General features: G+C 72.6%; 20 protein-coding genes. 7 read left to right on the top strand and 13 right to left on the bottom strand.

The window, feature by feature from the left end:
• Nucleotides 1–56: 56 nt before the first annotated feature.
• Nucleotides 57–428, top strand: a complete 372-nt coding sequence (locus ABT129_RS32705) for a PadR family transcriptional regulator (RefSeq protein ID WP_351908878.1) — start codon at nt 57–59, stop codon at nt 426–428.
• A complete protein-coding gene (locus tag ABT129_RS32700; RefSeq protein ID WP_351908876.1) occupies nt 425–979 on the top strand; it encodes an HAAS signaling domain-containing protein in 555 nt (184 codons plus the stop codon). Before ABT129_RS32705 ends, ABT129_RS32700 begins: the two co-directional genes overlap by 4 nt.
• A 22-nt stretch (nt 980–1,001) precedes the next feature.
• Here ABT129_RS32700 and ABT129_RS32695 read toward each other — a convergent pair whose 3' ends face one another.
• From ABT129_RS32695 to ABT129_RS32675, 5 genes are all read right to left on the bottom strand, one after another.
• Nucleotides 1,002–1,889 carry a poly(ethylene terephthalate) hydrolase family protein gene (locus tag ABT129_RS32695; RefSeq protein WP_351908874.1) on the bottom strand — a complete coding sequence of 296 codons (888 nt, stop codon included), beginning with the start codon at nt 1,887–1,889 and terminating at the stop codon, nt 1,002–1,004.
• 219 nt (nt 1,890–2,108) lie between these two features.
• Entirely contained in the window at nt 2,109–3,104 is a 996-nt protein-coding gene (gene gap / locus ABT129_RS32690; RefSeq protein WP_351908872.1) for a type I glyceraldehyde-3-phosphate dehydrogenase, read from the bottom strand.
• Nucleotides 3,105–3,223: 119 nt separating this feature from the next.
• On the bottom strand, nt 3,224–4,183 hold the full coding sequence (locus ABT129_RS32685; RefSeq protein ID WP_351908870.1) for a GlxA family transcriptional regulator: 960 nt from the start codon (nt 4,181–4,183) through the stop codon (nt 3,224–3,226).
• 112 nt (nt 4,184–4,295) lie between these two features.
• Nucleotides 4,296–5,594 carry a ricin-type beta-trefoil lectin domain protein gene (locus tag ABT129_RS32680; RefSeq protein WP_351908868.1) on the bottom strand — a complete coding sequence of 433 codons (1,299 nt, stop codon included), beginning with the start codon at nt 5,592–5,594 and terminating at the stop codon, nt 4,296–4,298.
• A gap of 148 nt (nt 5,595–5,742) precedes the next feature.
• Nucleotides 5,743–6,966 carry an alginate lyase family protein gene (locus ABT129_RS32675; RefSeq protein WP_351908866.1) on the bottom strand — a complete coding sequence of 408 codons (1,224 nt, stop codon included), beginning with the start codon at nt 6,964–6,966 and terminating at the stop codon, nt 5,743–5,745.
• Between the two features lie 272 nt (nt 6,967–7,238).
• On the opposite strand from ABT129_RS32675, the gene tpx reads away from it, so the two are divergent.
• The gene (gene tpx, locus ABT129_RS32670) at nt 7,239–7,739 is read left to right on the top strand and encodes a thiol peroxidase (protein ID WP_351908864.1); all 501 of its coding nucleotides are present in this window, start codon (nt 7,239–7,241) and stop codon (nt 7,737–7,739) included.
• Nucleotides 7,740–7,897: 158 nt separating this feature from the next.
• Here the strand turns inward: tpx and ABT129_RS32665 are convergent, their stop codons facing one another.
• Nucleotides 7,898–8,308, bottom strand: coding sequence for a Fur family transcriptional regulator (locus ABT129_RS32665; RefSeq protein WP_351908862.1), 411 nt, complete (start codon nt 8,306–8,308; stop codon nt 7,898–7,900).
• 176 nt (nt 8,309–8,484) lie between these two features.
• Between ABT129_RS32665 and katG the strand changes: the two genes are divergently transcribed.
• Nucleotides 8,485–10,704, top strand: coding sequence for a catalase/peroxidase HPI (gene katG, locus ABT129_RS32660; protein ID WP_351908861.1), 2,220 nt, complete (start codon nt 8,485–8,487; stop codon nt 10,702–10,704).
• Between the two features lie 273 nt (nt 10,705–10,977).
• Nucleotides 10,978–12,255, top strand: coding sequence for a serine hydrolase domain-containing protein (locus ABT129_RS32655; RefSeq protein ID WP_351908860.1), 1,278 nt, complete (start codon nt 10,978–10,980; stop codon nt 12,253–12,255).
• 32 nt (nt 12,256–12,287) lie between these two features.
• On the opposite strand, the gene ABT129_RS32650 is transcribed toward ABT129_RS32655, so the two are convergent.
• The 4 genes from ABT129_RS32650 to ABT129_RS32635 all read right to left on the bottom strand — a co-directional run bounded on the left by ABT129_RS32650 (nt 12,288) and on the right by ABT129_RS32635 (nt 16,424).
• Complete coding sequence (locus ABT129_RS32650) at nt 12,288–12,821, bottom strand: GNAT family N-acetyltransferase (protein WP_351908858.1); 534 nt, start codon at nt 12,819–12,821, stop codon at nt 12,288–12,290.
• 214 nt (nt 12,822–13,035) lie between these two features.
• A complete protein-coding gene (locus ABT129_RS32645; RefSeq protein WP_351908856.1) occupies nt 13,036–14,058 on the bottom strand; it encodes a serine/threonine dehydratase in 1,023 nt (340 codons plus the stop codon).
• A 138-nt stretch (nt 14,059–14,196) separates the two neighbouring features.
• A complete protein-coding gene (locus ABT129_RS32640) occupies nt 14,197–15,411 on the bottom strand; it encodes a S8 family peptidase (RefSeq protein ID WP_351908854.1) in 1,215 nt (404 codons plus the stop codon).
• A 227-nt stretch (nt 15,412–15,638) separates the two neighbouring features.
• The gene (locus ABT129_RS32635) at nt 15,639–16,424 is read right to left on the bottom strand and encodes an alpha/beta fold hydrolase (RefSeq protein WP_351908852.1); all 786 of its coding nucleotides are present in this window, start codon (nt 16,422–16,424) and stop codon (nt 15,639–15,641) included.
• A 172-nt stretch (nt 16,425–16,596) separates the two neighbouring features.
• On the opposite strand from ABT129_RS32635, the gene ABT129_RS32630 reads away from it, so the two are divergent.
• Nucleotides 16,597–17,034, top strand: coding sequence for a nitroreductase family deazaflavin-dependent oxidoreductase (locus ABT129_RS32630; RefSeq protein ID WP_351908850.1), 438 nt, complete (start codon nt 16,597–16,599; stop codon nt 17,032–17,034).
• A gap of 22 nt (nt 17,035–17,056) precedes the next feature.
• On the opposite strand, the gene ABT129_RS32625 is transcribed toward ABT129_RS32630, so the two are convergent.
• Nucleotides 17,057–17,986: a DMT family transporter gene (locus tag ABT129_RS32625; RefSeq protein WP_351908848.1), complete on the bottom strand. Its 930-nt coding sequence runs from the start codon at nt 17,984–17,986 to the stop codon at nt 17,057–17,059.
• A gap of 72 nt (nt 17,987–18,058) precedes the next feature.
• Here ABT129_RS32625 and ABT129_RS32620 point away from each other — a divergent pair, with 72 nt between their 5' ends.
• Nucleotides 18,059–18,937, top strand: a complete 879-nt coding sequence (locus ABT129_RS32620; RefSeq protein WP_351908846.1) for a LysR family transcriptional regulator — start codon at nt 18,059–18,061, stop codon at nt 18,935–18,937.
• A gap of 26 nt (nt 18,938–18,963) precedes the next feature.
• Here the strand turns inward: ABT129_RS32620 and ABT129_RS32615 are convergent, their stop codons facing one another.
• Both ABT129_RS32615 and ABT129_RS32610 read right to left on the bottom strand, forming a co-directional pair.
• Nucleotides 18,964–19,800 (bottom strand): class II fructose-bisphosphate aldolase, encoded by an 837-nt coding sequence (locus ABT129_RS32615; protein ID WP_351908844.1) that lies wholly within the window; start codon nt 19,798–19,800, stop codon nt 18,964–18,966.
• Nucleotides 19,801–19,841: 41 nt separating this feature from the next.
• Nucleotides 19,842–20,765, bottom strand: coding sequence for an SIS domain-containing protein (locus tag ABT129_RS32610; RefSeq protein ID WP_351908842.1), 924 nt, complete (start codon nt 20,763–20,765; stop codon nt 19,842–19,844).
• Nucleotides 20,766–20,781: the final 16 nt, after the last annotated feature.

Raw genomic sequence — 20,781 nt, 5'->3', positions numbered from 1 at the left:
GACGTCCCCGGGAGCCGGTCTTGTCGGAGATCACTTCCGTGGGTATCTTGCATTGCATGGTTCCTGGTAACGCAATGAACGGCGGGGGCGACAGGGTCCCCAGTCAGCTCCGCAAGGGAGTGCTGGAGTACTGCGTCCTCGCGCTGCTCAGGGACGAGCCGAAGTACGGCGTCGAACTCGTCGCCGAGCTCTCCGCGGTCAGCGTCATGACCACCAGTCAGGGCACGATCTACCCCCTGCTGTCGCGACTGCGGCGCGAAGGGCTCGTCGACACCGAACTCCGCGAGTCGCCCAGCGGGCCGCCACGCCGCTACTACACGCTCACGCGCGTCGGCCGGGCCTCGCTCGCCGAGTTCGCCGGGGCGTGGCCGCTGTTCCGGGACGCCGTCGACCACTTCCTCACCGACCCACAGGAGGATTCCGCATGAACACCACCGACCGGCACCCGCTCGTCACCGCCTACCTCGACGCCGTCGCGCGCGAGACGGCCGAACTGCCCGCCGAGCGCCGGGCCGAGCTCCTCGCGGACCTCCGCGAGCACATCGAGGTCAGCGGGGCCGAGGACGACACCCGGCTCCGCGCAGTCCTGGCCGGGCTCGGCGAGCCCCGGACCGTGGCCGCCTCCGCGCTCGCCGAGGAGGCGCCCGCCGGGACGGCCGCCACGACCGCGCCCGGCCGCACGAAGCTGACCGCGGTCCTGCTCGCCGTCTCCGGCGTGCTGATCCTGTTCAGCTCCGTGGTGGGAACGATCGCCCTGATCGCCGGCCTGGCGCTGCTGTGGGCCGCCCCCCAGTGGGAGACGCGCCACAAGCTCCTCGGGACCGTCACCGCCGTGGCCGTGCCGGTGCTGGTCCTGGCGGGCGGCCTGCTCGGGGCCTCGTCCCGGCTCGGCCCGACGGAGCTCCTGCTGATCCTCGCGTTCGCCCTGGTCGTCCCGGCGGTGGGCGGCACCCTGCTCGTGCGCGCCGCCCGCCGCTGAACGGGTACCCGCGGGGGTGGCGTCAGCTCGTGGGGCCCGGGATCCGGAGGGCCCCGGAGTTGCGGTCCCAGCCGGACCACAGGTCGTCGTCGGCGCAGTAACCGCACCCCGGGCCGAAGAACACGCCCCGCGCGTTCTCGTCACCGAGCAGCCAGAAGCGCAGCCACGCGGTGGTCGGGGCGCGGAAGTCCCCACCGTCCCCGATGGAGCTGAGGTGCCCGGCGCCACGGACCTCGCCGTACACGGCGGGCACGTGGTCCGAATCCCGGTACAGGGCCTTCACCAGGGCCGGCCAGACCGTCAGGTCGCGCTGGCCCGCCAGGTAGAAGACCGGCTCGTCCATCAGGTCCGGATCGGTCAGCGGGCCCGGCTGGATGGGGAGGGCGGTGTCGACCCGGGGGTCGACGGCGGCGTTGACGGCGGCCGCACCGCCCTGCGAGTGCCCGGCGGAGGCGATGTGGTCGAGGTCCACCTTGCCGTGGAACCGGCTGGAGCCGTCCGCGTTCCGGTGCTCCAGGACGTCGATCCCGGCGCGCATGCTGATCGCGAAGTTCGACGTGGGGGTGTTGGCGGCGGCGACGATGAAACCGTGGCTCGCCCAGTGCCGCAGCAGCGAGCCGTAGAACCCGGGCACCGCGCCCGTACCGTTGCCCCAGATGATCACCGGGTGCCGCTCCCCCGACCGCCCCATGTCCTTCGGGTAGTAGAAGGTGTGCACCGCCTCGATGTCGACGCCCACCTCGTACGGGCCCGGCCGGCCCCAGTCGGTGCCGACGGACGGGACACTCCCCGCCGCCCCCTCGTCGACCGCCGCGCGGGCGGTGCCCGGTGCGGCGCACACGGCCATCAGAGCGGCGAGCAGGAGACCGCCGAACACACGGCTCGTTCTCCCCGGAATTCTCCCTGGCATACGAACTCCTTCACGGATCGGGCACGTTGCGCGTCCTCGCAAGCGTGACCAGGCCATGATCGAGCGCGCCGGGGCGGCTGTCTGTCCGCAGGAGCCCAGACCTTCCGGGGCCGGCTTGGGCACCTGCCCACGACCGCGCTCCCCGGCCCGCGCGCACGCACGCCGCCCCCGCCGAATCCGTGGTTCGGCGAGGGCGGTGGGCGGGTGGTGGCGTCCGGGTCAGCGGGCCAGCAGCTGGAGCGTGTCGATCACGCGGTTCGAGAAGCCCCACTCGTTGTCGTACCAGGCGACGACCTTGATGTGGCGGCCCTCGACGCGGGTCAGCTCCGAGTCGAAGATCGACGAGGCCGGGTTGCCCGTGATGTCGGAGGAGACGAGAGCGTCCTCCGAGTACTCCAGGACGCCGGCGAGCGGGCCCTCCGCCGCGGCACGGTACGCCGCGAGGACGTCCTCGCGGGTCACGTCACGGGCGACCGTCGTGTTGAGCTCGACGATCGAGCCGACCGGGACCGGTACGCGGATCGAGTCGCCCGACAGCTTGCCGTCGAGGTTCGGCAGCACGTGGCCGATGGCCTTGGCGGCACCCGTCGAGGTCGGGACGATGTTGACGCCGGCGGCGCGGGCGCGGCGCGGGTCGCGGTGCGGACCGTCCTGCAGGTTCTGCTCCTGCGTGTAGGCGTGGACGGTCGTCATGAAGCCGTGCTCGATGCCGGCGAGGTCGTCGAGGACCTTGGCGAGCGGCGCGAGCGCGTTGGTCGTGCACGAGGCGTTCGAGACGATGGTGTGCAGGTCCGCGTCGTACGCGTCGGTGTTGACGCCGTACGCCAGCGTGACGTCGGCACCGTCGGCGGGCGCGCTGACCAGCACGCGCTTGGCCCCGGCGTCGATGTGGCCGCGGGCGGCCTTGGCGGACGTGAAGCGACCGGTCGCCTCAAGGACGATCTCGACGCCGAGCTCGGCCCACGGAAGCTGCGCCGGCTCGCGCTCGGCGAGGACCTTGATGCGGTGGCCGTCGACGACGAGGGTGTCCCCGTCGACGCTCACCGGACGGCCCAGGCGACCCGAGGTCGAGTCGAAGGCGAGCAGCCGCGCGAGGGCGGCCGGCTCCGTCAGGTCGTTGACGGCCACGACCTCCAGGTCGGTGTCGCGCTCCAGGAGCGCGCGCAGCACGTTGCGTCCGATGCGGCCGAATCCGTTGATGGCGATGCGAGTCATGAGGTGTCCCTTTCTGCGTCGCCACCAGGTTCGCTCCGTGGGACGGGTCTCGACAGAGGCGGGATCGCCACGGTCCGCAAGGATCGCGCCAAGCGTCTCCGGGACGGTCCCGGAGCGCGCTATTCGCCCTTGGTGAAGGTCCGCCGGTAGTCACTCGGTGTGGTGCCGAGGATGCGCTGGAAGTGCATCCTCAGGTTCGCGCCGGTGCCGAGCCCGACGTCGGCGGCGATCTGCTCGACGCTCCGCTCCGAGCGCTCCAGAAGCTCGCGGGCGAGGTCGACGCGCGCCCGCATCACCCACTGCATGGGCGTGTACCCGGTGTCCTCGACGAAGCGGCGCGAGAAGGTGCGCGCCGACACGGCCGCGTGCTGGGCCAGGACGTCGAGGGTGAGCGGTTCGCCGAGCCGGTGGAGCGCCCACTCGCGGGTGGCGGCGAACCGTTCGCCGAGCGGCTCGGGCAGGCTGCGCGGCACGTACTGCGCCTGGCCGCCGCTGCGGTAGGGGGCGGCCACGAGACGTCGGGCCGCGTGGTTGGCGGCGGCGACCCCGAGGTCGCCGCGCAGGATGTGCAGGCACAGGTCGATGCCGGAGGCGGCGCCCGCGGAGGTGAGCACGCTGCCCTCGTCGACGAAGAGGACGTTCTCGTCGACCTGGACGAGGGGGCGTTTCGCCGCGAGGGCCTGGGTGTAGTGCCAGTGGGTGGTGGCGCGCTTGCCGTCGAGCAGGCCCGTCGCGGCGAGCGCGAAGGCGCCCGTGGAGATCGCGGCGAGGCGGGCGCCCCGGTCGTGGGCGGCGATCAGCGCCTCGACGACCGCGCGCGGCGGGTCCTCGCGGTCGGGGAAGCGGTAGCCGGGGACGAAGACGATGTCGGCCCACGCGAGCGTGGAAAGGCCGTGGGCGACGGCGTACGAGAGGCCGTCGCCCCCGGCGACGAGTCCGGGTTCCGCGCCGCACACCCTCACCTCGTACGGCATGCTCGCGCGGGTCGTGAAGACCTGCGCGGGAATCCCGACGTCGAGCGGCTTCGCCCCTTCGAGTACGAGGACGGCGACGCGGTGGAGGCGGAGGGTGGGTGGCACGGGACGAGCGTACGTGGGCCGCCGGACGCGGGGACCGGCGACTCGTCCGGGTGAGGGGGGTGGGCCGACCGGCCGGTCAGCCGGCCGGTCAGCGCGTCAGCGGGGCAGCCCGTCAGCGGGTCACCGTCCACTTCTGGTTCGGTGTGCCGCCGCAGGTCCAGATCTGCAGCCTGGTGCCGTTCGCGGAGCTGTTGCCGGTGGCGTCCAGGCACGTGCCGGACCCGGTGTTGACGATGTCGCGGGCGGCGTTGGCGGTCCAGCGCTGGGCCGCCGTGCCGTTGCAGTCCCAGAGCTGGACGGGGGTGCCGTCGGCGGTTCCGGCGGAGGTGACGTCGAGGCACTTGCCGAGCGCCCGGATGCTGCCGTCCGCCGCCACGGTCCACTGCTGGGCGCCGGTGCCGTTGCAGTCGTAGAGCTGGACGGGGGTGCCGTTCGCGCTGTTCGCCGCGGCCACGTCGGCGCACTTGCCGCCGATCCCGGTGATCGGCCCGCCGGTGGTGGGGCCGTCGGCGGTGGTGACGCGGACGTGGTCGACGACGAGTTGCCGCGGGAAGGTGGTCGAGCCGTCCGGGTCGCCGGGCCAGTAGCCGCCGACCGCGAGGTTGAGGATGAGGAAGAAGGGCTTGTCGAAGACCCAGGTGCGGCCGCCGAGGTCGGCGGGCGTGCGGGTCTGGTAGACGGTCCCGTCGACCGACCAGGTGATCCTGCCGGGCGACCAGTCCACCGCGAAGGTGTGGAAGGCGTCGGCGAAGGCCTGACCGCCGGGCAGGGTGTATCCGGCGCCGATGCCGCCGGAGCCGGAGTAGCCGGGGCCGTGCAGGGTGCCGTGGACGGTGGACGGCTCGAAACCGACGTTCTCCATGATGTCGATCTCGCCGGAGGCGGGCCAGCCGACCTGGCCGAGGTCGTTGCCGAGCATCCAGAACGCCGGCCACATGCCCTGGCCGCGCGGCACCTTCATACGGGCCTCGACGTGCCCGTACCGGGTGGTGAACTTTCCGGCGGTGTTGAGCCGGGCGGAGGTGTACTCGCACCGTCCGTACCAGCACTGGTAGTTGCCCGGGTTCTCCTTGCGGGCGGTGATCACCAGGTGGCCCTGGCCGTCGAGGGCGGCGTTCCGGTTGCCGGCCGTGTAGTACTGCCGCTCGTGGTTGCTGACGTTGTCGCCGGTCTCGATCTGCCACCGCGCGCCGTCGACGGCGGCTCCGGCGGCGCCGTCGAAGTCGTCGGAGAAGGTGACGGCGGCGGCCTCGGCGGCGGGCTGGACGGCAGGCTGGACAGCGGCGAGCCGCTCGCCCGCGCCGGGCGGACCGGCGAGGGCGCCGGGGCCGAGGGCGGCGGTGGCCACGGCGAGGGCGAGGGCCGTCACGGCGGTGAACAGCGGGCGCCGTGTTGAGCGGGAGGAGGGCATGACTCTCTCTTCCGTCGGGTGTGGGGGGAGACGCGGAGTCATGCCATGCTCATGACATGACTCCGCGCGAACCGCTTTGCTGGCCTCCATGATTTAAGAAGTGAAGTAAGGGGGCGTCAAGAGGTACGGACTCCCCCGCGCCCTCCGGTCAGCGGGGGTTGCCGGCGTGGGTGAGGGTCTCCCAGGCGACGAAGAGGTTGTTCGTGCCGGCCGGACGCCGGGACTCGGTGAGGTTCTGCGTGTGGGTCATCGCGTACCCCATGCGATGGTGGAGCGCGTTGAAGCCCACCTCGGTGACCGGTCCGAGGTGATCCTTGAGGGTGCCGCCGCAGAGCCAGCCCGGAACGGCGGTTCCCAGCTCGTACTTGGCCTGGAGGCCGAGGGCGTGGCGCAGCCGGTCGGCGACCTCGGGGTAGAGGTCCTGGCCCTGGATGCGGCTCGTCTCGGCGATGTGCGAGATGGCCGACAGACCGTATCCGGTATGCGTGAGGTCGCGGCAGGTCTCCTGGGTGAGGCCGTCCACGAAGGTGGTCTGGCCCTGCCAGTACCGGACGATCTCGTCGCGCGTGTCGAGGCCGCTGCCCGGCGCGGCCTTCGGCAGCGCGCCGTCGCTCGCCAGGTAGATGTACGCGGGGACACGGCCGCGGAACGTGGTCACAGCCTTGTCGTAGGCGGCGCGGTCCTCCAGGAAGACGGCGATGCCGATCGCGGCCTCGACCATGCTGAGCTCCCAGTTGCCGTTGGAGTGGGAGCCGTTGGCGACCTCGGGGAGGTACACCGTGCGGAGCATCGTCTTGAAACGGTCGACGCGGGCCTGGGGCCAGCCGGTGTAGGTGTACCGGATGATCTCGGCGGCGCGCGGCCAGGAGGAGCCGGCCCAGCCCGTCTGCAGGGGCGCGTTGGAGTTGGTGTGGTCGGTGATCACACCGGACCAGGCGTCCATGATCTCGATCGCCTTCTGGGCGTACCGGCTGTCCCGGGTCACGTACCAGGCCAGCGCGAGGGTGTACGCGGCGATGGCGTCCTCCCGCTCGTCGGTGCAGCCGTTGTTCGGGTTCGAGTAGGAGCCGCACTCCACGACCGGGCGCGGCTTCGGAACGCGCGACAGCGAGGCGTACTTGCCGGCCGCCATCTGGTCGTAGGCACCCTTCCAGGGCTGCGCCCCGGCGTTGACCTGCTCGCGGGCGAAGTCGAGCTGTCCCCGGGAGACGAGGACACCGGGGTGGACGAACGCGGCGGGGGCGGCCTCGGCTCGGCCGCCTCCGGGGCCGGCGACGAGGGTGGCCAGGAGAGCGGCGAGCAGCAGGGGGACGGCGAGCGGCACACTCCTTCGCGAGTGCCGGGCGGCGGAACCTTCGCGCCATAAGGACATGGGGGTGCCCCTTCTTCATGTATGTGAACGGTCGGTGACCCTTGAGGCTGGAACCTAAAGGTCTGAACCAGGCGCGTCAAGAAGGCGATTTCGGTGCCGAATGAACGGTTCCAGCAGCTCAGGTGCCCTGCACCAGGATCCTGATGTTCATATCCATGAATCCCCTCAGGCCCGCCTCGTCCCGGACCTCCGGACGGCCGTGTCCGGCGGACGAGTCCGCACGCCGTACGATTCCCCCCGTTGTCACTTACTTCGCCCGAAGGAGATCCCCCATGGCCCAGGTCACGCTCAAGGGCAGCCCCGTACAGGTCAACGGCGCCCTCCCGACCCCGGGAAGCCAGGCTCCTGACTTCACGCTCGTCGCCGAGGGTCTGGCGGACACGTCGCTGAAGGACTACGCCGGTCAGCGCAAGGTCCTCAACATCTTCCCCAGCGTCGACACCCCGACGTGCGCGTCCTCCGTCCGCGCCTTCAACGAGAAGGCCGGCGCGCTGGACAACACGGTGGTGCTCTGCATCTCCGCCGATCTCCCCTTCGCCCAGGCGCGCTTCTGCGGCGCCGAGGGCCTGGAGAACGTCAAGAACCTCTCGACGCTCCGCGGCCGTGAGTTCCACACCAACTACGGCGTGGAGATCGCGGACGGCCCGCTGGCCGGCCTCACCGCCCGCGCCGTCGTCGTCCTCGACGAGAACGACACGGTCCTGCACGCGCAGCTCGTGGGCGAGATCGCCGAGGAGCCCAGCTACGACGACGCGCTCGCGGTCCTGAAGTAGGACGCCGAGCGGGACGCCCCGGTCCAGGACGCCCCGCCAGGGGGGCGCCCCGGACGAGAAGCGTCCCGGAACAGCACCCGCGGCGAACGCCGCACGGGAAGAGCCCCTCCACCGACCCGGTGGAGGGGCTCTTCCCGTTCCCGCTTCCCGCCGCCGACTCAGGCGCAGGCGGGGCAGAGCCCGCGGTACGTCACGTCCGCCTTCGCGACGGTGAAGCCGAACCGCTCCGCGGGCGGCAGGACCGCCAGCGGATCCCCGGTCGGGTGGACGTCGCGGATGATCCCGCAGTTCGAGCAGACCAGGTGCTGGTGAGGCCGGTGCGCGTTCGGGTCGTACCGCTTCGCCCGGCCGTCGGTGGAGAGCTCCACCACCTCCCCCAGGGCGACCAGCTCCCCCAGGGTGTTGTAGACCGTCGCCCGCGCGATCTCCGGGAGCCGCGCCACCGCACGCGCGTGCACCTCGTCGGCCGTGAGGTGGACGTGCTCGCCGGCGAGGACCTCCGCGACGACACGCCGCTGGGACGTCATCCGCCAGCCGCGCACACGCAGCCGCTCCAGCAGGTCACTCATTTCCGGCTCACCTCTTCGGATAATTGGCGGGGTTCTTGACTTGGACTCTGTCCATCGTAGGATCGGTTCCGGCAGTAGCCAAGGGACACCACGGTGCCGGTCGGGCGCAAGACCCCCCCGCCGGCGCCCGCCACGGCCGAGCAGCACCACGATCCGCCCCGTCCGGAAGGATTTGCATGTCCGAGAACCACGACGCAATCGTCACCGACCCCGCCCCCGAGGGCACGGGCGGCTGCCCGGTCGCGCACGGTCGTGCCGCGCACCCGACCCAGGGCGGCGGCAACCGCCAGTGGTGGCCGGAGCGGCTCAACCTGAAGATCCTCGCCACGAACCCCGTCGTGGGGAACCCGCTCGGCGCGGAGTTCGACTACGCCGAGGCGTTCGAGGCCCTCGACCTCGCGGCCGTGAAGCGTGACATCGCCGACGTCCTCACCACCTCGCAGGACTGGTGGCCCGCCGACTTCGGCCACTACGGCCCGCTCATGATCCGGATGGCCTGGCACAGCGCCGGTACGTACCGCATCAGCGACGGCCGCGGTGGCGCCGGCGCCGGTCAGCAGCGCTTCGCGCCGCTCAACAGCTGGCCGGACAACGGCAACCTGGACAAGGCCCGCCGTCTGCTGTGGCCGGTGAAGAAGAAGTACGGCCAGAACATCTCCTGGGCCGACCTGATGATCCTCACCGGCAACGTCGCCCTGGAGACCATGGGCTTCGAGACCTTCGGCTTCGCCGGCGGCCGCGCCGACGTGTGGGAGGCCGACGAGGACGTCTACTGGGGCCCCGAGACCACCTGGCTCGGCGACGACCGCTACACCGGCGACCGCGAGCTGGAGAACCCGCTCGGCGCGGTCCAGATGGGCCTCATCTACGTCAACCCCGAGGGCCCCAACGGCAACCCGGACCCGGTCGCCGCGGCCCGCGACATCCGCGAGACCTTCCGCCGCATGGCGATGAACGACGAGGAGACCGTCGCCCTCATCGCCGGTGGCCACACCTTCGGCAAGACCCACGGCGCCGGCCCCGCGGAGAACGTCGGCGACGACCCCGAGGCCGCCCCCCTGGAGGCGCAGGGCTTCGGCTGGGCGAACTCGTACGGCACCGGCAAGGGCGCCGACGCGATCACCAGTGGTCTCGAAGTCACCTGGACCACCACCCCCGCGCAGTGGGGCCACGACTTCTTCAAGCACCTCTTCGAGTACGAGTACGAGCTCTCCAAGAGCCCGGCCGGTGCTCACCAGTGGGTGGCGAAGAACGCCGAGGCGATCATCCCCGACGCCCACGACGCGTCGAAGAAGCACCTCCCGACGATGCTCACCACCGACCTGTCGCTGCGCTTCGACCCGGCGTACGAGCAGATCTCGCGGCGCTTCTACGAGAACCCCGAGCAGTTCGCGGACGCCTTCGCCCGCGCCTGGTACAAGCTGACGCACCGTGACATGGGTCCCGTCGTCCGCTACCTCGGCCCGGAGGTCCCCTCCGAGGTCCTGCTGTGGCAGGACCCGCTGCCGGCCCGCGAGGGCGAGCTGCTCGACGCCGCGGACGTCGCCTCCCTCAAGGAGCGGATCCTCGGTTCGGACCTCACCGTCGCCCAGCTGGTCTCCGCCGCCTGGGCCGCGGCCTCCTCCTTCCGCGGCAGCGACAAGCGGGGCGGCGCCAACGGCGGCCGCATCCGCCTGGAGCCCCAGCGCAACTGGGAGGTCAACAACCCGGACGAGCTGGCGCAGGTGCTGCGCACCCTCGAAGGCGTCAAGGAGTCCTTCGACGCCACCGGCGCCAAGAAGGTCTCGATCGCCGACCTGGTCGTGCTCGCGGGCTCCGCGGCGGTCGAGAAGGCCGCCAAGGACGCCGGTTTCGACGTCGAGGTCCCGTTCACCCCGGGCCGTGTGGACGCGAGCCAGGAGCAGACGGACGTGGAGTCCTTCGCCGCCCTGGAGCCGCAGGCGGACGGCTTCCGCAACTACCTGGGCAAGGGCAACCGCCTCCCGGCCGAGTACCTGCTCGTCGACCGCGCCAACCTGCTGACCCTGAGCGCGCCCGAGCTGACGGTCCTCGTCGGTGGCCTCCGCGTCCTGGGCGCGAACCACCAGCAGTCCGCGCACGGTGTCCTCACCACGACCCCGGGCTCCCTGACGAACGACTTCTTCGTCAACCTGCTCGACATGGGCACGACCTGGTCGGCGACGTCCGAGGACGCGAACACGTTCGAGGGCCGCGACTCCGCCACGGGCGAGGTCAGGTGGACGGGCACCCGCGCCGACCTGGTCTTCGGCTCGAACTCCGAGCTGCGCGCGCTCGCCGAGGTCTACGCGAGCGACGACGCGAAGGAGAAGTTCGTGAACGACTTCGTCTCCGCGTGGAGCCGTGTGATGGACCTGGACCGGTTCGACACCGTCTGATCCCCCTCCGGACCCCGTCCGGATCGCGGTCGACCCTCAGGGGCCCGGCCGGCCGACACCCCGTCGGCCGGCCGGGCCCCCGGTCGTTCCCGCACGCCCCGGAACTGCGGGTTCCGCAAAGGCGCGTGCCGTGTCAGGAACCGAAGTCGCGCGTTGGCACTCATGATCCATGGGTACCGGGGACCGGGCCGGGCGGCCGGGTGTTCCCGTACCCCTCGGCACACCTCTGCCGTGTGCCGTGCCGAACGTCCCGGAAGAAGTCGAGGAACCAACGTGCCCCTGTCGTCGCACCGCCGTGTGGCCGTGAGCGCCACCCTGATCGCCGCGCTCGCCGCCGGCATCACTCCCGCCACCAGCGCGTTCGCCGCCCCCAGCACCCCCGCCGCAGCGACCCCGGCCACCACCACGCCCGCCGTCCCCGCGCCCGACATGGACGGCGTCGCCGCAGCGCTCGACGCGGCCATGGCCAACGGGGCACCGGGAGCGATGGCCCGCTTCTCCGGCCCCACCGGGGTCCAGAGCCGCACCGCCGGCGTCCTGGACCGTGTCGCGGGCACGCCCATGGACATCCGGTCGCGCTTCCGGATCGGCAGCGTCAGCAAGACGTTCTCCACCGTCGTGCTCCTCCAGCTGGTGGAGGAGGGCAGGCTGGAGCTCGACCAGCCGGTGAACACCTACCTCCCGGGCCTGCTTCCCGACGACCGCATCACGGTCCGTCACCTGCTGACCCACCGCAGCGGTCTCGCCGACTACACCAACGCGATGTTCGCCCACACCGTGCCGGGCTTCGAGGCCGTGCGGAACCGGGTGTTCAGCTACCAGGAGCTCGTCGACCTCTCCCTGAGCGAGCCCCGCACCACCCAGCCCGGTGTCTCCTACCAGTACTCGAACGCCAACTTCGTGGTCGTCGGCATGCTCATCGAGAAGCTCACCGGCAAGCCCGTGGCCAAGGCGTACGAGCACCGCATCTTCAAGCCGCTGAAGCTGCGCAACACCTCGTACGTGCACCCCGATACCCGGATCAAGGGCGCGCACGTCCGCGGCTACCTGCACCCCGACGAGGCCGGCGGCGCGCTGGTGGACTCCACGGAGCAGACCGTGTCCTGGGCGCAGTCCGCCGGTGCGGTCATCTCCAACCCCGCCGATCTCAACACCTTCACCAGCGCCCTGCTGCGCGGTCGGCTGCTGTCCCCGGCGATGATGGAGGCCATGACGACGGTCACGCCGACCGACGCCACCAACACCCGGTTCTACGGGCTCGGCCTGCGCCGGTACAACCTGTCGTGCGGTACGCAGGTGTTCGGTCACACCGGCACCGTGCAGGGCTTCTACACGTACACCTTCTCGACCCGTGACGGCCGCCGCAGCCTCTCGGCCATGGCGAACACCTCGAACCGCGGTGTCGCCAACACGGCGCTCGGCGGGGTGCTGGAGGCCGCGTTCTGCGGCAAGAAGCCCGTGCCCGCCGCGTCCTCCCGCGCCGCCGCCCCGTCCGCGGCCCGTGACCTGACGTCGCTGCCGGCCGAGCGGGACCTGCCCGAGCGTCACTGAGCGACCCGCTGAGACCGGGTCGCCGGCGGGGCTCAGGCCTCGTACTCGGTGAGGTCGATCGCGTAGACGCGCAGGGGAAGGCCGAAGACCGGGTGGTTCGTCTCCCGCTCCTCGGACATGCCGAGCTTGCCGATGACGTTCTCGGAGGCCTGGTTGCTGATGTGCGTGATGGCGACGACCCGGTCGAGACCGCGGTCCTGGAGAGCGAACTCCAGGACCGCGTGGGCGGCCTCGGAGGCGTATCCCTGTCCCCAGAAGGGCCTGCCCAGGCGCCAGCCGATCTCGACGTCCGGCATCACCTCGGGCAGGAACTCCGGCAGGGACAGGCCGGCGAAGCCGATCAGCTCGCCCGAGGCCAGGAGCTCGACGGCGAAGAGGCCGAAGCCCTCCTCGTCCCACTCCTCCTCGTACCGCTCGATGTCCTCCGCGGTCTCCTCCAGGTCCCGGACCGAGCCGTCACCGATCCAGCGCATGACCTCCGGGTCGGCGTTGATCTCGGACAGCGGGACGAGGTCGTCGTCGGTCCAGCGTCGGAGGAGGAGACGGGGGGTACGAATTTCGGTCATGCCCCCATCCTGACGCACGGGACGCCCCCTCCACACCACCGGCCACCTGCGCACCTTCCTCCGGCGGGGTCGGTCCGTCGACCACTCCACCACGAGGGCACCGGCCGCGCAGACCCGGGCCGGTCCGGTGGGGGTCCGGGGGGGCGCGGACGCCGACGCGATGGTCAGGGCAGAGCAGCCGGACGGGCGTCGGCGGCCGGAGGGGTCGGTCCGGTCATCTCGCACCCTCCGCCGGGGCGGGCACGAGGTCGGCGGGGTCGGTGTTGGCGCCGCAGAGGACGACGCAGACCTTCTCACCGGGGGCCGGGCGGTAGCCGCGCCCCGTCCCGTCCGACGGGTCCGGGGACGTCAGGGCGGCCAGGGCGGTGGCGGCCGCGTGCTCGACGGCGAGACGGCGGTCGTCCCAGAGGAACCGGCGGACGCGGGTGATCTCGGCGTCCGTGACGAGGACGGTGCGGACACCGTCCTCCCGGGCGGCCGCGACGGCGGTGGCGGAGGCGCGGCGGGCGCCCAGGGAGTCGGCGGCGACGGAGTCGACGGTCACGTCGACCGGGTGTCCCGCCCGGAGGGCGGCGTCGAGGGCGCGGCAGTTCTCGGGTTCGACGGCGACGGTCCTGATGCCGTGGTGCCGGGCGGCGGTGGCGACACCGGCGAAGAGTCCGCCGCCACCGACGGCGACGACGACGGTGTCGAGGTCCGGGATCCGCTCCTGGATCTCGTCGAGCAGCGTGCCGGCCCCGGCGGCGATCAGGGGATGGTCGTACGCGTGGGAGGCGAGCGCCCCGGTCTCGGCGGCGAAGGCCTCGCAGGCGGCGAGCGCCTCGGCGTACTCCGTGCCGACGAGACGGACGTCGGCGCCGTAGCCGAGGAGCTTGTCGGCCTTCACCTTCGGTGCGGTCGTCGGCAGGAAGACCGTGGCGCGGACGCCCTGCCGGAGGGCCGCCCAGGCGCACGCGAGACCCGCGTTGCCGCCGGAGGCGATCGTGACGCCGGCGTCGGGGAGGGTGCCCTCCTCCCGGTGGGCGAGGAGGAAGTTCTGCGCGCCGCGCGCCTTGAAGGAGCCGGTGTGCTGCATGAGCTCCAGGGCGAAGTGGAGTGCGTACGGTTCGTCGCCGGTGTCGGCGCGGGCGATCGTGACGGGGCGGACGTGGCCGCCGATCCGGTCGGCGGCGGTCTTGATGTCGGCGTAGGTGAGGAGGCTGGTCACCGGGGACTCCTGGCGGAACGGATCGGTCATGTGGTCGATCCTCTCAGCGCCGGGGGCTCGCGGGACGCGGGGGCCCGCCTCCGTCGCCGGGCCCGGGCGTGACTCCGCCCCGGAGGCGCCGGCTGCCTCCGGGGCGGTGCGGTCATCGCACGGTTCCGCCGGACGGTGTTACGGGACGATCCTCAGGAGCCGGTTCGGGGAGCCGCTGCCCGGGGTGGTCACCTTGCCGGTCGTGGCTCCGTTGACGAGGGCGGTGGCCACCTGGGCGGGGGTCGCGGAGGGGTGGCCCGCGAGGTAGATCGCGGCGGCGCCGGCGACGTGCGGGGTGGCCATCGAGGTGCCCGAGATGGTGCTGGTGGCGGTGTCGCTCGTGTTCCAGCCCGCGGTGATGGACACGCCGGGGGCGAAGAGGTCGAGGACGGAGCCGTAGTTGGACCAGCTGGCCTTGGCGTCGGTGTTGCTCGTGGCGCCGACCGTGATGGCCGCCGGGACCCGGGCGGGCGAGGTGGAGGAGGCGTTGACCCCGGAGTTGCCGGCGGCGACCGCGTAGGTGACGCCGTCGGCGATGGAGTTCTTCACGGCGTTGTCGAGAGCGGTCGAGGCGCCGCCGCCGAGGGAGAGGTTGGCGACGGCCGGGGCGCCGGCGGTGTGGTGGGCGGTGACCCAGTCGATGCCCGCGATGACGCCTGCCGTGGTGCCGGAGCCGTTGTTGTCGAGCACGCGGACCGCCACGATCCGCGCCGCCTTGGCCACGCCGTAGGTGGAGCCCGCGATCGTCGTGGCGACGTGCGTGCCGTGCCCGTTGCCGTCCTGGGCGACCGTGTCGCCGTCGACGGCGTCGTACCCGTTGACGGCGCGCCCGGCGATCTGGGAGTGGCTGATCCGGACGCCGGTGTCGATCACGTACGCGGTGACGCCGCCGCCGGCGGTGTCGGGGTAGGTGTACGTCCCGGAGAGCGGCAGGTTCGCCTGGTCGATGCGGTCCAGGCCCCAGGGGGCGTTGGTCTGCGTCGCGTCGGCGCGGACGATCCGGTTCTGCTCGACGGAGGCGACGGCCGGGTCGGCCGCGAGGCGGCGGGCCGCCTTCTCGTCGAGGGCGGCGGTGTAGCCGTTGACGGCGGAGCCGAAGGTCGTGCGGACCGTGCCGCCGTAGCCGGATATCAGGCTCCGCCCCTTGGCCGAGGCGGCCTTGAAGCCCGCGCCCTGCTTGAGGGTGACGATGTAGCTGCCGGGTACCGCGTCGGCCGAACCCGCCGCGAGGACGACGCCTTCGGCCGGGGCCGCCTGCGCGGGGACGGCGGCGAAGGTGCCGAGCAGGGCGGCGGCGGTCACGGCGGAGGCCGTCACGGCGAAGCGGGTCTTGGTGCTCTGCGGGAGTGCCATGGCGAGGGAGTCCTCCTCATGAGCGTCGTGCCGGGTGGGGGGTGGGGCGGCACGACAGTGGGGGTGCGCGTGGGGCCACGCGCACGGCCGGGACGGGTGGGTCCGGTCCTGGCGTGCTCAGCAGCCTGGCCGCTCCACGGGCGTGGCTCAAGGAAGTTGAGGCTTTGTCATGCATCTGCCATACGCTTGCAATCGAACCCCCGTCCCACCCACCCGAAGTGGCCGGATCAGCTTCCGTCGTGGCCGGAAGCCGGGGCGGTCGCGAGGGCCTGGGCGAGCGCCAGGGCGAACCCCTCCGGGTTGTCCAGCATCAGGTTGTGCCCCGCGCGCGGGACCTCGATCACCGGAACGCCGAAGGCGGCCACCTTCTCCGCGTCGGCGTCCGGCAGGCTCGACTCCCCCACCAGGAAGGCCCTGGGCGCCCGCAGCGCGGCGAGGAGGTCGCCGGGCGCGGGCGTGCTGCCCTCGACCAGGGCGACCGCGCTGCGGTGCACGGCCAGCGGGTCGGCGAGGCGCAGCCGGGCCGCGTAGTCGGCGCGCTGGGCGACGGCCAGCATCCGGGCGAACCCCCGCGCCACGAACGCCTCCTCGTCCTGGGCGGCCACCGGGGAACTGAACGCGCCCCCGCCCGCGTACAGGTTCGGCTCCGCGACCACGAGCCTCCCCACCAGCTCGGGGCGCGCGGCCGCCAGATGGATCGTCACCGCGCCGCCCATGGAGTGCCCGACGAGGTCGACGCCCGTGAGACCGAGGTGGTCGAGGACGGCGGCCACGGCCGCCGCCTGGGACTCCATGCGGTAGTCGAACTCCGCGGGCCGGTCGCTGAGCCCGTGGCCGAGGAGGTCCACGAGCAGCGCCCGGCCGCCGCCGAGGGCGGGGTGGGCGGCGATGTGGGCGAAGTCCGACGCCGCGGTGCAGCCGAGCCCGTGCACGAACACCCGCACGGGCCCGTCTCCGGGCAGGTCGATCCACCGGATGTACGCCTGCTGGTCCGTCAGGAACAATTCCCGCATGCCGCCCGCTCTCCCCTGTGTCACACACCGCTGTCGTCACGTCAGCTGCCACCCTAGGAGTCGGCACTGACAACGCACCGGTCCCGGCCGCCTTCCGAGGGACGGACCCGGACGGCGCCGAACGGACGGGGCCGTCCGCCGGTGCCACCGCACACCACCGAAAGGACATCCCATGCCACTCGAAGGTGAGTACGAGCCCAGCACGACGAAGTGGGTGCGTGACCAGGTCGAGCTGTACGAGTCGTCCGGCGGCACCAAGGGCACGACCCTGCGAGGCATGCCGGTCGTCCTGGTCACGAACGTCGGCGTGAAGAGCGGCAAGATCCGCAAGACCCCGCTCATGCGGGTCGAGCACGAGGGGGCGTACGCGCTCGTCGCCTCGAACGGCGGGGCGGTGAAGCACCCCGTCTGGTACCACAACCTCGTCGCCGCGCCGCTCGTCGAACTGCGCGACGGCACGGAGGTCTGGGACATGGACGCCCGTCTGGTCACCGGCGAGGAGCGCGCGGCCTGGTGGGAACGCGCGGTCGCCGCGTTCCCCGACTACGCGGACTACCAGCGCAAGACCGACCGGGAGATCCCCGTCTTCGTCGTCGAGCGGGTCGGCTAGGGGCCCACCCGGAGGACGCGCCCTAGGGGGTGCCGAGCCGATCGCGTGCGGACGGGGGAGCGACGGGGCGCGGCTCCGTGCCGGCGGGCGGCGTCCGGTTCGATCGCGTCAGGCCCACCCCCACCAGGACGACCGCCATCCCCGCCACCACCCGTGCCGTCAGGGGCTCGCCGAGGACCACGGCGCCCAGGGTCACGGACACCACGGGCAGCAGATAGCCGACCGTGGCGGCGGCGGTCGGGCCCTCCTCCGCGATCATCCGGTAGTTCAGGTGGAAGGTGAGCCCGGTGGCGAACACCCCGAGGACCACCACCGCGAGGACGCCCGCCCAGGTCACCGTCGCCGCTCCGCCGGCCGCCAGGGCGGGCGTGCTCAGGCCGGTCGCGGTGGTCAGCTGCGCGGCGGAGAGCGCCAGCGGCGCGGTGCCCCGGCCGGTGAGGTGGCGGGCCATGTACGCGAAGGCCACGGCGTAGCTCGCGGAGGCGCCGAGGAGGGCGAGGGCGCCCCAGCTCATCAGGCCGGAGCCGTGGCTCCAGGGCGCGAAGATCAGCAGGACTCCGGCGAAGCCGAGCCCGAGGCCGGCCAGGCGGGGGACGCTCAGGGGGCGTTCCGAGCCCAGGGCCAGACCGATGAGGAGGGCCCAGAGCGGGGTGGTGGCGTTGAGGACGCCGGCCACTCCGCTGTCGACGGTCTGCTCGCCGATGGAGAAGAGCAGGAACGGCAGGGCGTTGCAGAAGAAGGCGGCGACGGCGAGCCGCCCCCAGGTGGCGCGGTCCCTCGGCAGTCGCTGCCCCGCGCCGAACGCCAGCGCGAGGAGCACCGCGGCGCCGAGCAGACACCGTACGAAGGTGATCCACCCCGGTGTGAGGCCCTCGTTGAGGGAGATCTTGATCCAGAGGAAGCCCGAGCCCCAGAGCAGGGCGAGGACACCCATGCGTATCGCCGATGTCATGTCACCCACCGTCCTCCGCGCGATCCGACAGGACAAGCGAAGGATCATGCATGCGGCGTTAAGCTCTGCTACATGCTGGATGTGAGACGCCTGCAGGTGCTCCGGGCGGTGGTGACCAGCGGCTCCGTCACCGCCGCTGCCGCGAACCTCGGTTACACCCCCTCCGCCGTGAGTCAGCAGATCGGTGTCCTGGAGAAGGAGGCCGGCATCGCGCTGCTCGAACGGTTCGGGCGTGGTGTGCGGCCGACCGCCGCCGGACGCCTGCTCACCGAGCACGCCGCCGTCATCGGACGTCAGGTGTCCGAGGCGGAGACCGCCCTCGCCGATCTGCGGGCGGGGCGCACCGGGCGGATCGTGGTCCGGTACTTCGCCACGGCGGGCGCCGACCTCGTCGCCCCCGCCCTCGCCCGGTTCCGTACCGAGCACCCGGGGGTTCGGGTCGATCTGAGGATCGCCGACGGCGCGCCCGACGAGGAGGCCGACCTCACCCTGGTCGTACGGCCCCGGGGCGGCGGCCCGGGCGGGCTCGGCGACGGCCTCCGTCTGGTCCATCTGCTCGACGACCCCTACCGCGCGGTGCTGCCGAGGGGCCATCCGCTCGCGGGGCGCCGGACCGCCGTCGACCTCGCGGAGCTCGCCGCCGAACCATGGGTGGGCAGCGAGCGTCCCGGCCCCTGCCTCGACGCCGTCCTCGACGCCTGCGCGGCCGCCGGGTTCACCCCGGACATCGCGGTGGAGTGCGAGGAGTACGCGACCGCGCAGGGGTTCGTCGCGGCCGGTCTCGGTGTCAGCCTGATCCCGTTGACGGGCCTGGGCGGCCGGCACCCGCACGTGGTCGTCCGGAAGGTCCGGGGGCCGGAGCCGGTCCGTGCCATCCACGCGGCGGTGCGAGAGTCCTCACTGGCCCTGCCCGCCGTGCGCGGTCTGCTCAGGGCGCTTCAGGAGGTGTGAGCGGCCCGGCCCCGGGCCGCTCCGGGTCAGGCCGGGGACAGGACGGCCAGGAGGTGGGCGACCTCGCGGGCGACGGCCGCGCGGGCGGGGGTGAGGTAGTGGCGCGGGTCGACCGCGGTGGGGTGTTCGCCGAGGTGTTCGCGGACGGCCCGGGTGAAGGCCTTGTTGAGATGGGTGGAGACGTTCACCTTGGTCATGCCGGCCGCGACGGCCGCGGTGAGGTCCGTGTCGGAGACGCCGGACGAGCCGTGCAGGACCAGCGGGGTGTCCACGGCGGCACGCAGACGGGCGATGAGCTCGAAGTCCAGGACGGCGTCCCGGGTCAGCATCTGGTGGGAGCTGCCGACCGCGACCGCGAGGGCGTCGACGCCGGTGGCCTCGACGAAGGCGCGGGCCTCGTCGGGGTCGGTCCGGACGCCCGGGGTGTGGGCGCCGCCCTTGCCGCCGACCTCGCCGAGTTCGGCCTCGACCCAGACGCCGTGCTGGTGGCAGTGCTCCACGACCTCGCGGGTCGCGGCGACGTTCTCGGCGTAGGGCAGTTTCGAGGCGTCGAACATGACGGAGCCCAGGCCGAGTACGACGGCCTCGCGGACGAGGTCGGGGTTCTCGGCGTGGTCCAGATGCACGGCGACGGAGGTCTTCGCGGCGCGGGCGATGGCCAGCGAGGCGAGGGCGACCGGTTCCAGGGCGCCGTGGTAGCGGACGGTGTTCTCGCTGATCTGGAGCACGACGGGTCGGTCGGCCTGCTCCGCGCCGGCCACGATGGCCTGGGCGTGTTCGAGCTGGAGGACGTTGAACGCCCCCACACCGGTGCCCGCCGCGCGGGCGCGGCGGACGATCTCATCGGTCGGCGTCAACGGCATGGTCGTTCTTCTCCCGGGGAGTGGGCGGAGCGGGGTGGCGGTCAGGCGGGGACGTCGGTGAGGACCACCGAACGGGTCAGGTTGCGGGGCGTGTCCGGGTTCAGGCCCTGGGCCTCGGCGACCGCCACGGCGAGCCGCTGGGCCCTGATCAACTCCGCCAGCGGGTCGAGGTCGCTCTCGGAGAGGGTGCCGCCGACCTTGCGCACCTCGTCGGCGAGGCCGGCCGGGAGGACGCCGAAGCCCCAGGTGACCCGGCCGGGTCCGGTGATGCTGATGGGGCCGTGGCGGTACTCCATCGCCGGGTACGCCTCCGTCCAGGCGCCGGCCGCCTCACGCATCTTCAGTCCGGCCTCCAGGGCGAGTCCGTAGGTCCAGCCCGAGCCGAGGAAGGTGAACTGCTCCGCCGTCAGGACGCTCTCGTCCAGGGGGGCGGTGAGGGCCAGTTCGGCGTCCCGGGCGGCCTCCTCGACGGTGGCCACGCCCTCGGGGAGCGCGTCCTCGGACTCCAGGTGCGCGCGGAACAGGGCGAGCGCCGTGGTCGCGAAGCGGGTCTGGACCACCGACTCCTCGTCGGCGAAGTCCAGGACGGCGACCTCGTCGGCGAGGTCCATGACCGGGGTCGTCGGATCGGCGGTGACGGCGCCCGTGGGGATCGTGCCGCGCAGCTTGGACAGGACGGCAAGGACCTCGCTGGTGGTGCCGGAGCGGGTGATCGCCACGACCCGGTCGTACCGGCGCCCGTAGGGGAACTCCGAGGCCGCGAAGGCGTCGGTCTCGCCGTGACCGCCGGACTCGCGCAGTTCCGCGTAGGCCAGGGCCATGAACCAGGAGGTGCCACAGCCGATGACCGCGACCCGCTCGCCCCGCCGGGGCAGGGCGGAGGTGTGCTGGGGCAGGGTGCGGGCAGCCTGTCGCCAGGTCGTCGGCTGGGAGGCGATCTCCACGGCGGTGCGGGTGGTGCTCATGCCGGTCTCCTTGCAA

It is taken from the genome of Streptomyces sp. NPDC002057, from assembly GCF_040296665.1.
Classification (GTDB): Bacteria; Actinomycetota; Actinomycetes; order Streptomycetales; family Streptomycetaceae; genus Streptomyces.
The sequence above is the reverse complement of the archived record's forward strand: the minus strand, read 5'-3'. Positions and strand labels throughout refer to the sequence as shown.

Excerpts from the sequence above, each read along its gene's own strand:
- katG (WP_351908861.1), top strand. The coding sequence starts at position 8,485 with ATGTCCGAGAACCACGACGCAATCGTCACCGACCCCGCCCCCGAGGGC.
- ABT129_RS32645 (WP_351908856.1), bottom strand. The coding sequence starts at position 14,058 with ATGACCGATCCGTTCCGCCAGGAGTCCCCGGTGACCAGCCTCCTCACC.
- ABT129_RS32620 (WP_351908846.1), top strand. The coding sequence starts at position 18,059 with ATGCTGGATGTGAGACGCCTGCAGGTGCTCCGGGCGGTGGTGACCAGC.
- ABT129_RS32675 (WP_351908866.1), bottom strand. The coding sequence starts at position 6,966 with ATGTCCTTATGGCGCGAAGGTTCCGCCGCCCGGCACTCGCGAAGGAGT.
- ABT129_RS32705 (WP_351908878.1), top strand. The coding sequence starts at position 57 with ATGGTTCCTGGTAACGCAATGAACGGCGGGGGCGACAGGGTCCCCAGT.
- ABT129_RS32665 (WP_351908862.1), bottom strand. The coding sequence starts at position 8,308 with ATGAGTGACCTGCTGGAGCGGCTGCGTGTGCGCGGCTGGCGGATGACG.
- gap (WP_351908872.1), bottom strand. The coding sequence starts at position 3,104 with ATGACTCGCATCGCCATCAACGGATTCGGCCGCATCGGACGCAACGTG.
- ABT129_RS32640 (WP_351908854.1), bottom strand. The coding sequence starts at position 15,411 with ATGGCACTCCCGCAGAGCACCAAGACCCGCTTCGCCGTGACGGCCTCC.
- ABT129_RS32695 (WP_351908874.1), bottom strand. The coding sequence starts at position 1,889 with ATGCCAGGGAGAATTCCGGGGAGAACGAGCCGTGTGTTCGGCGGTCTC.
- ABT129_RS32630 (WP_351908850.1), top strand. The coding sequence starts at position 16,597 with ATGCCACTCGAAGGTGAGTACGAGCCCAGCACGACGAAGTGGGTGCGT.
- ABT129_RS32650 (WP_351908858.1), bottom strand. The coding sequence starts at position 12,821 with ATGACCGAAATTCGTACCCCCCGTCTCCTCCTCCGACGCTGGACCGAC.
- ABT129_RS32615 (WP_351908844.1), bottom strand. The coding sequence starts at position 19,800 with ATGCCGTTGACGCCGACCGATGAGATCGTCCGCCGCGCCCGCGCGGCG.
- ABT129_RS32680 (WP_351908868.1), bottom strand. The coding sequence starts at position 5,594 with ATGCCCTCCTCCCGCTCAACACGGCGCCCGCTGTTCACCGCCGTGACG.
- ABT129_RS32700 (WP_351908876.1), top strand. The coding sequence starts at position 425 with ATGAACACCACCGACCGGCACCCGCTCGTCACCGCCTACCTCGACGCC.
- tpx (WP_351908864.1), top strand. The coding sequence starts at position 7,239 with ATGGCCCAGGTCACGCTCAAGGGCAGCCCCGTACAGGTCAACGGCGCC.
- ABT129_RS32610 (WP_351908842.1), bottom strand. The coding sequence starts at position 20,765 with ATGAGCACCACCCGCACCGCCGTGGAGATCGCCTCCCAGCCGACGACC.
- ABT129_RS32625 (WP_351908848.1), bottom strand. The coding sequence starts at position 17,986 with ATGACATCGGCGATACGCATGGGTGTCCTCGCCCTGCTCTGGGGCTCG.
- ABT129_RS32635 (WP_351908852.1), bottom strand. The coding sequence starts at position 16,424 with ATGCGGGAATTGTTCCTGACGGACCAGCAGGCGTACATCCGGTGGATC.